The sequence below is a fragment of the Lactobacillus hominis DSM 23910 = CRBIP 24.179 genome, assembly GCF_000296835.1.
GTDB classification, from domain to species: domain Bacteria; phylum Bacillota; class Bacilli; order Lactobacillales; family Lactobacillaceae; genus Lactobacillus; species Lactobacillus hominis.
The window spans coordinates 1-14488 of the sequence record NZ_CAKE01000011.1 but is presented as its reverse complement, the minus strand read 5'-3'; the positions used below and the strand labels follow the sequence as shown (position 1 = coordinate 14488).

General features: G+C 36.5%; 19 protein-coding genes and 1 other annotated feature. Of the genes, 3 read left to right on the top strand and 16 right to left on the bottom strand.

The window, feature by feature from the left end; all coding sequences use genetic code 11:
* Positions 1-9: 9 nt before the first annotated feature.
* From priA to gmk, 3 genes are all read right to left on the bottom strand, one after another.
* On the bottom strand, positions 10-2403 hold the full coding sequence (gene priA, locus BN55_RS05210; protein ID WP_008470869.1) for a primosomal protein N': 2394 nt from the start codon (positions 2401-2403) through the stop codon (positions 10-12).
* 61 nt (positions 2404-2464) lie between these two features.
* Positions 2465-2683, bottom strand: coding sequence for a DNA-directed RNA polymerase subunit omega (gene rpoZ, locus BN55_RS05205; RefSeq protein ID WP_040469337.1), 219 nt, complete (start codon positions 2681-2683; stop codon positions 2465-2467).
* 4 nt (positions 2684-2687) lie between these two features.
* Positions 2688-3302 (bottom strand): guanylate kinase, encoded by a 615-nt coding sequence (gene gmk / locus BN55_RS05200; RefSeq protein ID WP_008470867.1) that lies wholly within the window; start codon positions 3300-3302, stop codon positions 2688-2690.
* Between the two features lie 163 nt (positions 3303-3465).
* Here gmk and BN55_RS05195 point away from each other — a divergent pair, with 163 nt between their 5' ends.
* Both BN55_RS05195 and BN55_RS05190 read left to right on the top strand, forming a co-directional pair.
* Positions 3466-3771: a hypothetical protein gene (locus BN55_RS05195; RefSeq protein WP_008470866.1), complete on the top strand. Its 306-nt coding sequence runs from the start codon at positions 3466-3468 to the stop codon at positions 3769-3771.
* Between the two features lie 65 nt (positions 3772-3836).
* Complete coding sequence (locus BN55_RS05190; protein ID WP_008470864.1) at positions 3837-4235, top strand: iron-sulfur cluster biosynthesis family protein; 399 nt, start codon at positions 3837-3839, stop codon at positions 4233-4235.
* A 30-nt stretch (positions 4236-4265) separates the two neighbouring features.
* Here the strand turns inward: BN55_RS05190 and recN are convergent, their stop codons facing one another.
* The 12 genes from recN to rplU form a co-directional block, all read right to left on the bottom strand.
* Positions 4266-5954, bottom strand: a complete 1689-nt coding sequence (gene recN, locus BN55_RS05185; RefSeq protein WP_008470863.1) for a DNA repair protein RecN — start codon at positions 5952-5954, stop codon at positions 4266-4268.
* Positions 5955-5966: 12 nt separating this feature from the next.
* Positions 5967-6779 carry a TlyA family RNA methyltransferase gene (locus BN55_RS05180; protein WP_008470862.1) on the bottom strand — a complete coding sequence of 271 codons (813 nt, stop codon included), beginning with the start codon at positions 6777-6779 and terminating at the stop codon, positions 5967-5969.
* On the bottom strand, positions 6779-7648 hold the full coding sequence (locus BN55_RS05175) for a polyprenyl synthetase family protein (RefSeq protein ID WP_008470861.1): 870 nt from the start codon (positions 7646-7648) through the stop codon (positions 6779-6781). Before BN55_RS05175 ends, BN55_RS05180 begins: the two co-directional genes overlap by 1 nt.
* Positions 7648-7893 (bottom strand): exodeoxyribonuclease VII small subunit, encoded by a 246-nt coding sequence (locus tag BN55_RS05170; protein ID WP_008470860.1) that lies wholly within the window; start codon positions 7891-7893, stop codon positions 7648-7650. The genes BN55_RS05175 and BN55_RS05170 overlap by 1 nt, the downstream gene beginning before the upstream one ends.
* Before the next feature lie 2 nt (positions 7894-7895).
* Positions 7896-9245, bottom strand: a complete 1350-nt coding sequence (xseA, locus tag BN55_RS05165; protein ID WP_008470859.1) for an exodeoxyribonuclease VII large subunit — start codon at positions 9243-9245, stop codon at positions 7896-7898.
* Positions 9235-10086 (bottom strand): bifunctional methylenetetrahydrofolate dehydrogenase/methenyltetrahydrofolate cyclohydrolase, encoded by an 852-nt coding sequence (locus BN55_RS05160; protein ID WP_008470857.1) that lies wholly within the window; start codon positions 10084-10086, stop codon positions 9235-9237. Before BN55_RS05160 ends, xseA begins: the two co-directional genes overlap by 11 nt.
* A 43-nt stretch (positions 10087-10129) precedes the next feature.
* Entirely contained in the window at positions 10130-10531 is a 402-nt protein-coding gene (gene nusB / locus BN55_RS05155; RefSeq protein WP_008470855.1) for a transcription antitermination factor NusB, read from the bottom strand.
* Positions 10531-10962, bottom strand: coding sequence for an Asp23/Gls24 family envelope stress response protein (locus BN55_RS05150; RefSeq protein WP_008470854.1), 432 nt, complete (start codon positions 10960-10962; stop codon positions 10531-10533). The genes nusB and BN55_RS05150 overlap by 1 nt, the downstream gene beginning before the upstream one ends.
* 19 nt (positions 10963-10981) lie before the next feature.
* A complete protein-coding gene (gene efp, locus BN55_RS05145) occupies positions 10982-11551 on the bottom strand; it encodes an elongation factor P (protein WP_008470853.1) in 570 nt (189 codons plus the stop codon).
* An 83-nt stretch (positions 11552-11634) separates the two neighbouring features.
* Positions 11635-12744, bottom strand: coding sequence for an aminopeptidase P family protein (locus BN55_RS05140; protein ID WP_008470852.1), 1110 nt, complete (start codon positions 12742-12744; stop codon positions 11635-11637).
* Positions 12745-12805: 61 nt separating this feature from the next.
* Positions 12806-13105, bottom strand: a complete 300-nt coding sequence (rpmA, locus tag BN55_RS05135; protein WP_008470851.1) for a 50S ribosomal protein L27 — start codon at positions 13103-13105, stop codon at positions 12806-12808.
* A gap of 19 nt (positions 13106-13124) precedes the next feature.
* Positions 13125-13436, bottom strand: a complete 312-nt coding sequence (gene rplU, locus BN55_RS05130; RefSeq protein WP_008470850.1) for a 50S ribosomal protein L21 — start codon at positions 13434-13436, stop codon at positions 13125-13127.
* Positions 13437-13451: 15 nt separating this feature from the next.
* Positions 13452-13531 (bottom strand) — a sequence feature (ribosomal protein L21 leader region).
* Positions 13532-13799: 268 nt separating this feature from the next.
* Between rplU and BN55_RS05125 the strand changes: the two genes are divergently transcribed.
* On the top strand, positions 13800-14156 hold the full coding sequence (locus BN55_RS05125; protein WP_008470848.1) for an arsenate reductase family protein: 357 nt from the start codon (positions 13800-13802) through the stop codon (positions 14154-14156).
* Here BN55_RS05125 and BN55_RS05120 read toward each other — a convergent pair.
* On the bottom strand, positions 14151-14488 hold a 338-nt coding region (locus BN55_RS05120), incomplete at its 5' end, for a DUF2179 domain-containing protein (RefSeq protein WP_040469334.1). The genes BN55_RS05125 and BN55_RS05120 overlap by 6 nt on opposite strands.

The window sequence follows — 14488 nt, the reverse complement described above, 5'->3', positions numbered from 1 at the left end:
AACTTCCTTCTAAATAATTCTTTCTGGTTCATTATCAATATAGACATTTAATCCTGTCTTTTGCACTTCTTGCGCTTTATCTTGCAGCTGATGAAGTATGGGATTCAAATTCGGCTCATGTTTATATTTTACCAGTATTTGATAAAAATATTGATTTTTGATTTTGGCAATACTGCTTGGCGTTGGTCCTAAAATAATCGTCGGTGCATGTAACTTCGCCATTAACTGGCGTTTTACTGCAAATGCAAATTTAGCTGCTGTTTGTTCATTTTTGCTAGCAACTGAAATTAAAGTCGTAAAAAAGAACGGCGGATAATTTCCTTCATGTCGCACTTGCATTTCTTTGCGATAAAAGGCCTCATAGTTCTGCGTCTTAGCCAATTCAATTGCATAATGCTCAGGATTATAAGTTTGAATCATGACATGACCTGTTTTTTGAGCACGACCTGCACGACCTGAAACTTGTGTCAACAAATCAAATGTCTTTTCTGCAGCATTATAATCCGGCATCTGCAAGCCAGTATCAGCATTAATTACACCTACTAGCGTAACGTTTGGAAAATCCAGTCCCTTAGCAATCATTTGCGTCCCTAACAAAATATCAGCTTCATGGTTGCCGAAACTATCTAAAATTCGTTTGTAGCTTCCCTTACGACGGGTTGTATCAACATCCATACGTAAGATTTTAGCTTGAGGAATTAATTCATTTAATTCTTCTTGAATTTTTTGCGTTCCCGTTCCTAAAAAACGAATTTCTTGGCTTTGACAATTAGGACAGCGTTTTGGAATTGGCTCTTTATGACCACAATAATGACATTGCATATCTTTAGTATCTTTATGATATGTCAAAGAAATATCGCAATTCGGACATTTCAAAACAAATCCGCAAGCTCGACACAGCATAAATGCAGCAAAGCCACGCCGATTAAGCATCAAAATAACTTGCTCGTGACGTGCGATTTTTTCTTGAATAGCTTCAACTAAATTAACTGATAAATCAAACTGACCACCGGCAAATTGAATCTTTTTTAAATCAACAATTTCAACTTCTGGCAGTGATTTTTTATTTGCACGATGCTTTAAAAATAGCAATTCATAAACGCCCTTTTGCGCGCGTGCACGACTTGAAAGCGATGGCGTTGCACTCCCCAACACTAAAGGACAATTATGAAATTTACTGCGCCATAAAGCCACGTTGCGTGCATGATAACGCGGTGTATCTTCTTGTTTATAAGAAGATTCGTGCTCTTCATCAATCACAACTAAGCCAATATTTTTTAATGGTGCAAAAATTGCACTGCGCGCACCAACTACTACTCGCGCCTGCCCTCTTCTGATGCGGCGCCATTCATCATAACGCTCACCTTCAGACAATGCACTATGAAGCACAGCTACGCTTGAGCCAAAGCGTTGCTTAACTTGGCGCACCATTTGTGGAGTTAAGGAAATTTCTGGCACTAGCATCAAGGCATTGCGTCCATCGTTTAAAGTTTCTTGAATCGCATGTAAGTAAACTTCAGTCTTACCAGAACCCGTGATTCCTTCAAGCAAATAAGTTTTGGCTTGCTTATTTTTAATTGAACCAGCTATTTTATCTAAAGCATGTTGCTGATCTTCATTCAAAGTAATTTTCCTGGCATTTTTTTCTGGTTCAAAATCTTTTAAAGGGTCACGATAAGTTTCTACTTCTTGTTTTTCTAACCAGCCTTTTTGCGTAGCGGTCTTTAACACGCTAGTCGATAATTCAAGCTTTTTTAAATCGGTACTTTTTTTAGGATATTGATCAAAATTTTCGATAATATCATTTAACAGCGCGACTTGTTTTTTAGCATTAGTTGGAACTTTTTTTACTATTTCTTGATAAAAGGCTAATTTTTGCGTCAAATTATACTGGGCTTCAACTTTTTTCTTAGCCTTATTTTCAACAAGATATTCAATTTTTGCCTGATTTTGCTTAAGTAATTTTTTAATTAAAACTATTTTGTCAAGATCAGAGACACTATTTAAATCAACAGGCTCGCCTTGAAAAAGCGGCAAATTTTTCACTTTTTCGTCAATTGGAGTCAAAATTTTGCGATAATTAGCCCGCATTACCCTAGGAAGCATTGTTTGCAAGAGCGTAATTCGGTAAGCAAAGATTTGGTCAGATAAAGTCTTTGATAATTCGACTAATTCTGGGGTCAAAGGCGGCATTTCATCAATTACTAAGAGTAGATCTTTTAATTTACCTTTAAATGAACTTTTTTCACTTAGTCCGACAACAAAGCCTTGAACTTTTCTGCGACCAAAAGGCACCACCACGCGACTGCCAACTTCTACATCATCTAAAGCCTGCGGGATATGATATTCAAAAATGCGATCGGTCTGTTTAGCAGCAACATCGACAATTACTTGTGCGATCATTTCATCACCTATCAAAAAACCCTCATTGCCACAAAACAATGAAGGGTCAAAATAAAAATATTTAATCTAGACTTGCATGATGCTCTGGATCAATTGTTACTCGACCAGCTGCAATTTCTTCTAATGCTCGTCCAACAGCTTTTGAGGACTTGTATTTTAATAAAGCTTCCGGATCTCCAGCTTGCAATTCATGGGCTCTTTTTGCAGCCAAAACTGAAAGTGAATAACGTGAATCAACACGAGCTAATAATTTATCAATTGATGGATATGTAATTCTCATCTTATTAGTCCTCCTTAACCATATTCCTATATTCGTCAATTACTCTTGGAACGCGTACGTGCTCAGCTTCAACGATTGACTTGATATGATCTACTGCATTAGCAACAGTATCGTTAACTACAGCATAATCATAGTCCTCCATCATTAAAATTTCTTTACGAGCTTGTTTCATACGCATGGCAATCACTTGGTCTGAATCTGTACCACGATTTACAATTCGATGCTTTAATTCATGTAAATCTGGTGGAGTTAAGAAAATAAAGACGCCATCTGGCACTAATTTTCTAACTTGCTTGGCTCCATTGACATCAATTTCTAATAATACGTCCTTACCCTCACTAAGCATCCGCTTAACTGGACCAAGAGGCGTGCCATAATGATGTCCTACATATTCATTATATTCTAAAAGTTCATTATTCTTAATAGCTTCTTGGAAACGTTCTTCTGAAACAAAATAGTAGTCTTTACCATCTTCTTCACCCGGACGTGGCTTTCGAGTAGTCATTGATACCGAATATTCAAAAGAAAACGCTCTTTGTTTAACCATTGCACTTTTTACAGTTCCTTTACCCACACCAGAAGGGCCAGAAAGAACTAATAATAAACCTTGTCTTACCATTTTTGCTCCTAACGATAATTGTTTAACATGAATATTTTGCATTAAAACGCGTCTTATTGCAAGTTTCAGCATAATATTATGTCAAAAAAATTTTTCTTGCTTTTTAAAACAAGCGTTCGTATAATACATATTGCAAACGTTAGTTCGAATAAAGGGGATTATTATGAAACTTGCAAAATCTATTCAAGCAAAAATTAATTCTTACGCAAAGCACGCTTACCACCACTTCTTTGATTATAATTTAGACGCTTTAACAACTTACGCTCAATCTCCCGCAAAGATTATCCGTATCTTGGAGCACGCACTATTTTATCGTGAATTTGTTTTAATTACTTATCAAAATGGCACTACTGAGATTGGTCAATTAGTTGGCCGAACTAGTAGTGGGCGCTTTATTTTGCGCAGCCATGATCACAAGATGTATCATATTATCGATTTAGGCGATCTTTTTAACATCGAAGTCGATTAATTTCAAAATATTTCTTTTAGTTGTAAAATTAAGTTATTATCTTTACTGCTAAAGGAAGTAATTTTATGGTTAAAATGACAATTGAAGCTGATGCCCTAAATTTATTAGAAAAAAGAGGCTATAGTAAATTTCCACTCTTATTAATAGTTGATGGCGGTGGTGGTGATTACTCTATTGAAGGTGGCTCTTGCAGCTTAGGAGCCGATTATTCAATCATTGCTTTAGATACACGCCAAACAGATTCCCGCTATCCAATAGAAATTCAGACAAATACTGACTTGAAAATTTATACTTCAGACTATGATTTAGCTTTTTTAGGCGATAATTTAGTTTTATACATCAAAGATACAACTTTGCATCTACGTAACGACGGTGGCTTGCTTACGGGCAATGTTAAATTAGCAAAGGCTAGCGACATTGCAGAAGCTGCTAAACGTGGGCAACTTTATGATAAAAATTGCTAATAAAAAATCGAAGCATCACGCTTCGATTTTTTATTTATCTTCGTTTTTAAAGCTATTCATTAAATCAGCTGCATTTTTCTTAGCAGCGTCAGTTACGTCACTACCTGCCATCATCTGGGCAATTGCAGTTACAGCTTCTTCTTGAGTTAACGGACCTACTTGAGTATATGTAGCACCGTCTTTAACTTGTTTAACTACTGAATAACGTTGATCGCCAGCAGCTGCCACTTGGGGCGAGTGCGTGATCGTAATAACCTGTTTTTCTTGACCAATGGCATGCATCTTTTTACCAATAGCAGCCGATACTCGGCCAGAAACACCAGTATCAATTTCATCAAAAATCATTGTTCCTACTGGTTCAACGCGACTAAAAATTGCCTTTAAAGCTAAAATTAAACGCGACTGTTCTCCTCCAGAAACAATTTTAACTAGTGGCATTAAAGCTTCCCCTGGGTTAGGTGCGATGACAAAAGTTACTAAGTCAGTTCCTAATTTTGTAAAGTTGGAACTGGTATTAAAATTAATCGCAAAACGTGCTTTTTCCATGTAAAGATCGGCCAATTCATGTTTAATCTTTGTTTCCAAGGTATGTGCCACTTTTTCTCTTTGCTGATGGAGTTCTTCAGCTTGTTTAGATAGCTTTTCTTCTAAAGCCTTAACTTGCTTTTGGATTTTTTCTTCGTCTAAACCACCAGTTTCAAATTGCCCTAATTCTTTTTCAACTTTGGCATAAAATTTAAAGACATCTTCTAAAGTAGGACCATATTTTTTCTTTAGACTGGTTAAGGTGTCTAAACGGTTTGTCACAAATTGATATCTTTCTTCGTCAAAATCCATGCTGTCCATTAAGTTAGACAATTCGCTACGAGCATCATTTAAAGAATAAACTCCATCATTAAAACTTTGGGCGAAGTTTTGGAATTTTTTACCATAATCAGCTAAATCGCTGGCAGCATTTTGAGCATCCCCTAATAAAGTCGCTAAGCCATGTTCATCGTCATCATAAAGCTGCATAAAATAAGAAGCAGCATCTGCAATTTTTTGATAATTGCTTAATTCATTGAACTCTTCTTCTAATTTTTCATCTTCATGAGGATCTTGCAAATCTGCATTAGCTAACTCATTATGTTGAAATTCTAAAATATCTTGTTTTTGCGCTAATTCCTGAGCATCTTGGCGTAATTGCAGCAATCTTTTGCTTAATTTTTGCCACTGCACAAAATCTTCTTGATACTGCTTGAGCTTTTTTCTAAAGCTTGCTGGTGCATAATTATCAACTAAATCAATCTGACGATCTGGATCCATCAAAATCTGTTGATCGTTTTGACCATGAATATCAACTAAATAGCGCCCGATTTCTTTTAAAACGCCGATCGTCGTAATTTGCCCATTAATACGCACTACGCTGCGACCTTTTTGCGATAATTCACGCGAGATTACAATTTGCTGATCTTCACAAGGCAAGCCGTATTTTTCGCAAAGATTCTTCACTGTCTCATATTGATCATTGACTTCAAATAAACCGGTAATAACGGCCTTTTTCTCGCCAGTTCTGATCATTTCATGCTGAGCGCGATTACCTAATAGAAGCGAAACAGCATCAATAATAATTGATTTACCAGCACCAGTTTCTCCAATAATGACCGTCATCTTTTCTTGAAAACGCACTTTGAGAGATTTAATTATTGCGAAATTTTGAATATCAAGTTCAAGTAACATTTCGTCTACCTCCTAAAGGCCATCAACCGCTCTTTGAACTAAGGCGGATACATCTCCTTGCCAAAGATTTTGTGAGCCGTTTGCCTCATCTTTGCCCAAATGAATCAAAAATTCAATATTACCTTTACCACCCTTAATTGGCGAATAATCAACGCCTAAGACATTAAAACCAATCTTCATGGCTTCATCCATTGTATGCTCAATAACATGCTTATGTACTTCGTGATCATGCACAATGCCGTGTTTTCCTACATGTTCGGGGCCCGCTTCAAATTGTGGTTTAATTAAACAAACAGCATCGCATTTATCAGCTAAAATATCATACATTGGCGGCATAATTAAATCGAGTGAAATAAAAGATACATCAGTCATGGCAAAATTAGGACGACCTTGCGTAAAGTCTTCTAGCTTGCTGTAGCGAAAATTCTGTTTTTCCATCACGATAACTTGTGGATCGTCTCTTAATTTCCAAGCAAGCTGATTATAGCCCACATCTAAGGCATAAACTTTTTGAGCTCCATTTTGTAAGGCAACATCAGTAAACCCACCTGTTGAAGCGCCAATATCTAAACAAACTCTATTTTTCAAATCAATATTAAAGACTTTAAGTGCTTTTTCTAATTTAAAACCACCACGAGAAACATATTTCTTACCATCATCTTTAATATAAAATTTCTCATCGTCATCGAATTTTTGTCCAGCTTTATCGATTCTTTGATGATTATGGTCGCTAACTAAGCCTGCCATAATAGCACGCTGCGCTCCTGTTCTTGAGTTAAATAGCCCTTGTTCAAATAAAAGAATATCCGCTCTTTTTTTACCCATCACATTACCTTCTGATACAAATCGAAAAATTCACCTAATATTGGCAATTCAAAAATCGAAATAGCTTGTTTTCCTTGATCGACTAAATCTTGCAGTTGCTTGCGACTTTGCTTGGCTCCATATAAAGTTAAGGTATTATTTTTACCTTCTTCTTCATCTTTGTGTGTTGCCTTTCCCGCCTGCTCGCTTGTTTCAACCAAATCAACCAAGTCATCATAAATTTGATAAGAACGCCCAAAAGTATAGGCAAACTTGTCTAAGGCTGCGATTTTTGCTTCATCGATGCATTTTGCATAAACATATGCCATTTGTACGCTAGCTTGAAGCAAACAACCTGTTTTGAGCCATTCCATCTTTTTGATGAATTCAGCATTATCTTTGACACTTTCATTATTAGTCGCATCAATGTCTAAATATTGGCCGCCAACCATTCCATTAGGACCAACAGCTTCAGAAATAATTTCAACTAACTTCACATTTTGACTAGCTTGTGCAATCCATTGAATTCCTAAAGGCAGTAAACCATCGCCAGCTAAAATTGCTTGTGCTTCACCCCATTTTTTGTGGCTGGTCAATTTACCACGGCGATAGTCATCGTTGTCCATTGCAGGTAAATCATCGTGAATTAGAGAATATGTATGAATTAATTCAATACCGCAGGCAATGCGAATTTCTTTTTCAGTAATTGACATGTCTAAACTCTTTAAAGTTGATAGAAAAATCAAAGGACGCAGTCTTTTGCCACCGGCTAATACAGAATAAGCCATTATTTCGCCTAATTTTTTATCTTCGATTTCTTCAGTTAAATGTGTTTTTAGAAAATTATCAATAATTGGCGTATATTTGCTTCTAAATTCTTTTAAATCCATTATTCATCCTCTGGAGCTTGTGCATTTTGTGGGTCAAGCTCTTTTTCATTTCCATCTTGGTCAATTAACTTTGCTACAGTTTGTTCAGCTTGCGTTAATTTCTTTTCTAAATCGCGACTTAATTTTACTCCTGCTTGAAATTGCTCCATTGCTTCTTCTAATGGAACATTGCCACTTTCAAGCTTAGTCACTATATTTTGTAATTCTACTAGTTGGTTTTCAAAATTATTCTTTTCTTCAGCCATTTTTATTTTCTCCTAATATCTGTAACCTTGGCGCTTACTTGTCCATCTTTAAATTGTAAATTAATTTCTTCGTCTACTTGCAATTGCTTAACAGACGTAATCGTCTTACCATCTGAATTGGAAGTATAGACATAGCCACGACTAATTGTCTTTAATGGGCTATTATCGTCTAATTTTTGCTCTAAACTTACAAAGCGATTACGCTGAGTTTTCAAGTAATTATTAATTGCTTGATTCATATTTTGCTCTAAGAAATTAAACTTTTGCTCAATTTGCTTTAATTGCTTATCAGGACTTGCTCCCATGATACGCTGTTTAATTAAATTAAGTTCGGAACGCTTTTGAGAAAGCAAATTACGCTGAGCTTGAAACAGCCTTTGCGTAAGCATGTCAACTTTTTGAAGTGGTTCATCATAAATTCGAGCCGGTTCACGTAAAACCACTGAGTTCTTTAAGCGATCTAATTGCTCGCTCTTATTTCTAATAATCGCCTGCATTGCTGCATACAATTTTCCGCGCAATTGATTAATTGAAGTCAAAACATCAGCTAAGTTCGGCGTCGCATATTCAGCAGCTGCTGTTGGTGTCGCAGCACGTGCATCAGCAACTAAATCACTTAAAGTAGTATCCGTTTCATGCCCAACTGAAGAAATCACAGGCATCGTCATAGCATAAATTTGGCGCACTACTGCTTCTTCATTAAATGGCCATAGATCTTCTAAAGATCCACCACCACGACCAATGATCACGACGTCGTATTTATCGCCTTGAGCTTGGATCTGGCGCAAAGCATTAACAATTGTTTCACTAGCATCGTCACCTTGAACTTTTGCTGGATATAAATCAATTTCCGCATGCGGGAAACGTCTATTAGCAGTGACCATAATATCATGAATAACAGCACCCGAGGCGCTTGTCACTACGGCAATTTTATCAGGAAAAAGCGGCAGTTTCTTTTTATGACTTTGATCAAATAATCCTTCTTTAGCAAGTTTTGCCTGCAATTGGCGCAACTGCTCATATAGTGCACCTAATCCTGCTGGCTCCATAGTTTGTGCATAAAACTGATAGGATCCTTGCGGTCCATATACGCCGACATAGCCGGAGACATAGACTTTCATTCCCTCTTCAGGCTTGAATTTAAGCTTTTCAAAAAATGAGCGAAACATCACCACATTAATCTTAGATTTTTCATCTTTTAAAGAAAAATACTGGTGCGAATTCATTCTAAAGCGAAAATTTGAAAGCTCCCCTTGCAAAAAAACTTTATGCAAATATGGATCATTTTTAAATTTTTGCGAAATGTAATAATTTAAATCTGTTACAGATAAATAAACTGGGCTATCTGCCATAATTTTGTTTCTCCGTTAATATTACAACCTGCCTCATTAAACTAGCCACAGTTAATGGGCCAACGCCTCCAGGAACAGGGGTAATTGCACTAGCTTTAGGTAAACAAGCTTCATAATCTACATCGCCAAGTAATTTCCCTTGCTCGCGATTCATCCCCACATCAATTAAAACAGCACCTAGTTTGATCATACTTTCAGTCACTAAATGGGCATGTCCCACATCAGAAACAATAATATCAGCTTTTTTTGTTAAATCTGCTAAATTCCGTGTCTTTGAATGAGCAATCGTGACAGTTGCATTTTTTTCTAATAATCGACTAGCTAAAGGTTTTCCAACTATAATACTGCGCCCTATAATGAGTGCATTCTTGCCTTCTAAGTCAATATTATACTCGTCAAAAAAAGTCATTACACTACGCACAGTAGCTGGAACAATATCTGTTTTTCCCTGCCAAAGTCTGCCTTGATTATAGGGATGAAAACCATCGGCATCCTTTTTAGGATCAATTGCTTCGATGATTTTTTCCTGGTCTAAATGCTCAGGTAGCGGTAGTTGCACCATAATCGCATTTACTTGCTCGTCATCATTTAACTGTTTGATAGTGTTAATTAGCTCTGCTTGCTCAATGTCTGCGGGAAAATTAAGAGTTTTTTCTTTGATACCTACTTTTTTAGCTAGGTTCTTTTTTACACGTAAGTATATTTTGCTAGCCGGGTCATTACCTACTTCTATTACACATAAAGTGGGATAAATTTTTTTCTCATTTAACCTTTTAACATTTTCTTTAACTTTATCAGCTAGCTTAGCAGCTATCTTTTTTCCATCCAGAATTGTTGCCAAAATAATACCTCATAAAAAAAGTCGGCCACAGCCGACTTTAATCTTATTTTCGATCTACAAAATTAGCCAAGACGCCATTAACGAAAGCTTTTGATTTTGGTGAAGAAAATTCATCGCATAAATTCAAAGCTTCGTTCAAAGCAGCAACAGGCTCAATGATTTTACTATTTTGCATTTCATATAAACCTAATTCCAAAATAGCGCGATCAATTGAAGCAAGTCTTTCAAGACGCCAGCCTTTCTTTAAGTGAGAAGTAAGTTTACTATCTAAATTTTCCTTATTAGCCAAAATTCCCTCTAAAAGAGTCTTGGAATAATCAGGGAATGATTTTAGATTTAAAGCATTCTTTGCTCGCTCATAAACTTGCTCAGCATCGGTTGTCTTACTTTGATTCGCTAAATATAAAGCCTGCAAGGCTATTGTTCTCATTTCATGTTGAGTCATTAGTCCTGCGCCTCGCCATCTTCTTGATTAGAAAAGAGTTCTTCATCTTTTGCTGATTTTTCTTCTTCAGAAATCAAGCCGACAACGTGAACATTAATTTGTTTTAATGTTAAATCAGTCATTTGCTCTAATTGTAAAGCCAAACGTTTTTGAAGTTTTACTGCAACTTGTGGCACATTTACGCCGTAGTCTAAGTAAACATAGACATCTGCAGTTAATTGGTTATCTTCAACGCTTAAAGTGACGCCTTTGCCACGATTAGTGCGTCCAAACAATGAATCTAAACCATTCTTGATTGAGCCACGCATTTCGCTAACACCATCAACTTTTCTGGCAGCAATTCCCAAAATGACTTCAAGAACACTTAGATCAACCCGAGTCTCATCACCTTTATCATTATTTGATAAAAGAATTGTTGAATTATCAGCCATAATAAAAACCTCTAATTAATTACTTATTTGCACGGGATACGTAAGTACCGTCCGCAGTGTTAATAGTTAAAACGTCACCTTCATTAATAAAGAATGGAACGTTAACTACTAAACCAGTTTCCATAGTAGCTGGTTTACCACCACCGGAAGAAGTATCACCTTTGATGTTTGGTTCTGTTTGAGCAACAGTTAAATCAACAGTGTTAGGTAATTCAACACCCAAAGTTTCACCTTCGTGCATAATTACGTTAACAACCATGTTTTCTTTTAAGTATTTAGATTCTGCTTCTACTTGAGCTTCTGGAATTTCAAGTTGCTCGTAAGTGTTAGTATCCATAAATACAAAGCTAGTACCGTCATTGTAAAGGTATTGCATTGACTTAGTCTGGATATCGGCAGTTTCTACTTTAGCAGTAGAACGGAAAGTATATTCTTGAACTGCACCAGTACGTAAACTCTTAAGCTTCGAACGTACGAAAGCACTACCTTTACCTGGCTTTACGTGTTGGAATTCAACAATACGCCATAAGTCATTATTATATTGGATAGTAAGTCCGTTTTTGAACTCGTTAACGGAGATCATTGTCATAATAAATTACCTCATTTCTACATACATCTATCTTACCAATCTTAAGCTAGATTTCGCAAGATAAACGGATAAATTGCCTAAATTTACAAAACTAATAATTCTTTTTTCGGCAAATTAGACATTGTAATTGGATCTTTACCAGAAATTAAAATGTCGTCTTCAATTCGCACGCCGCCTTTATCAGGTAAATAAATACCTGGTTCAACAGTAATTGCCATATTATCTTTCATTACTTCTTTACTATATGGCATAGCAGGCGTACAAAGTTCATGGATTTCTAATCCAATTCCATGGCCGATACCATGGCCAAAAAATTCCCCATAACCTTGCTCAGTAATATATGAACGGGCTGCTTTATCAATATCAGCACCAGTGTTGCCAGCAACGGCAGCTTCAATGCCGCGTCTTTGAGCTTCATAGACAATATGGTAGATTTTTTCTAATTCAGAATCAACCTGTCCTAACGCCACAGTACGCGTGATATCGGCAGTATAGCCGTTATAAAAGCTACCAAAGTCAATGACGATCAATTCGCCATCTTTAATTTTCTTATCGCTAGCTACTCCATGTGCCCAAGAACCACGATAGCCAGAAGCAATTATCGTTTCAAAAGATTGGCCTTCGCCACCATTAATTTTGAATAAATAATCAAGCTTGGCTCCAATTGCTTTTTCAGTTACGCCCGGCTTAATTAAAGGTAGAATTTCTTTAAAACTCTGCATTGAAATATCAATTGCTTTTTGCAAAGCCTTTAATTCTAATTCGTCTTTAACTGTCCGTGCTTTTTCAACTAATTCATTGCATAAAACAAATTCAATATCTGGATTTTGCTCAACTAATGTATCAAATTGACTTGCACTAATAAACTCGCCTTCAACTAACACCTTTTTAACAGGAAGTTTTTGCAGCTGATGGCTAATTTCTTTAATGTTGTCCATCGTTTGCATGACAACTTCTAATTCACCTGGCGCTTGGTGGCGAATCTGATCTTTAAAACGTGAATCAGATAAAAGCACCCGATCGCCATCTTTAGTCAAAATCAGCTCTGCTTCTTCACCAGTGAAATTAGTCAAGTAGCGATAATTAGCTTGGTTAAAGATCAAAAGTGCATCGGCATTTTGATCTTTAATTTCATCAGTCACATTTTTGATACGTTTATTAAGCAACATTAAAAGTTCTTGATTTGCAGGCATCTTGTCACCTCAATTGATAAAAAAAGACTGAACGCTATTAAACGTCCAGTCTGCAAAAAGATTATTTTGCTTCGTTAACTGGGTAAACTGAAACTTGTTTACGGTCTCTACCCAAGCGTTCAAATTTAACAACACCTTCAACTAATGCGAATAAAGTGTCGTCACCACCGCGGCCAACATTCTTACCTGGGTGGATCTTAGTACCACGTTGACGGTAAATAATTGAACCTGCGTTAACTGCTTGACCATCAGCACGCTTTGCGCCTAAACGACGACCAGCTGAGTTACGACCATTGGCAGTAGAACCACCACCCTTGTGGTGGGCAAATAACTTAAGTGCTTCAAGATTGTTAATCATCATAATTCGTTTCACCCCTCAATTAAGCTTCAATGCTTTCGATAGTTACCTTAGTGTAAGGTTGACGGTGACCATACTTAGTATGTGAGTGCTTCTTAGGCTTGTATTTGAAAGTAACAACTTTCTTTTCTTTGCCTTGCTTTTCAACTTTAGCAACAACCTTAGCACCTTCAACTAATGGAGTACCAATCTTAGTTGACTTACCATCGTTTAAAAGGATAACTTCATCAAAGGTTACTTCTTCACCAGGCTTAACTTCAAGCTTTTCAACAAAAACGCTGTCGCCCTTAGCAACCTTGTATTGCTTACCACCGGTTTTAATAACTGCGTACATTTGTACACCTCCGAAAAAAATACTTAGACTCGCCGTAAAAAGGTGAAGCTAACGTTAGCTTACTTCTTACCTTAGACGTGCGGTTGCAGATGTGAGGTAGCCACAAATACAACTCTTACAGTTTACTACTCAAAAGGCGCAGAATCAATATTTTATCTAGAGATTCTTGCAAAAAATTAGCAAATTTAATTATTAATATCATTTTGTTCTACACGTTGACCAAAATAGTGCTATTTTTGTTCTACACGTTGACCGTTTTTGCATGATTTTTGGTCAACATACAGAATAAGCAAGATTTTTTTCTAAAATAAACATAATCTACTATACTAAAAATATAATTATTTATAGAAAAGAGAATACACAATGATCACTTTTTACGGCTATAAACGTTGTTCTACTTCTAATAAGGCGCAAAAATGGCTTGACGAACATAATGTTAAATACGAATTTGTCGACCTAATAAAAAATCCACCCTCTCAGGCAGATTTCATTAAATGGTTAACAAAATATCAAGATCGTGGCTTGCGTTATTTCTTCAATACGTCAGGTCAGCACTATCGCGCCCAAAATCTTAAAGACAAGATGGAAAACCTTACAATTGAACAAGCAGCAGATCTTTTATCAAAAGACGGCAAGTTAATTAAACGGCCTTTAGTAGTAGACAAAGATAAACTAACTTGCGGTTTTAAAGAAGATATTTATCAAAAGACTTGGCTATAAGCCCCACTGGCCTCCATGTACTTTAACGATAGTATCAGTAATAATGAAGGCATCTGGATCAATTTCATGAATTTGGGTAATCAGCGGACCATAATCGCGCGTATCAACCACGATTAAGATCTGCTGTTTTTGATCATCGCTATAGCCACCAACTACATTGTACAAAGTCAAAGATTGGTAGTTTTTCATTAACATTTTTTTCACTTCATCAAAGTGATCATTGCTCATAATACGAACTTGATACTTACGATCAAAGCCGGCTTCGCAAAAGTTCATAGTAATTGCCGTAACTACTTGTGAAAAAGCAGCTAGTAAAAAGGCATTCCAACCAT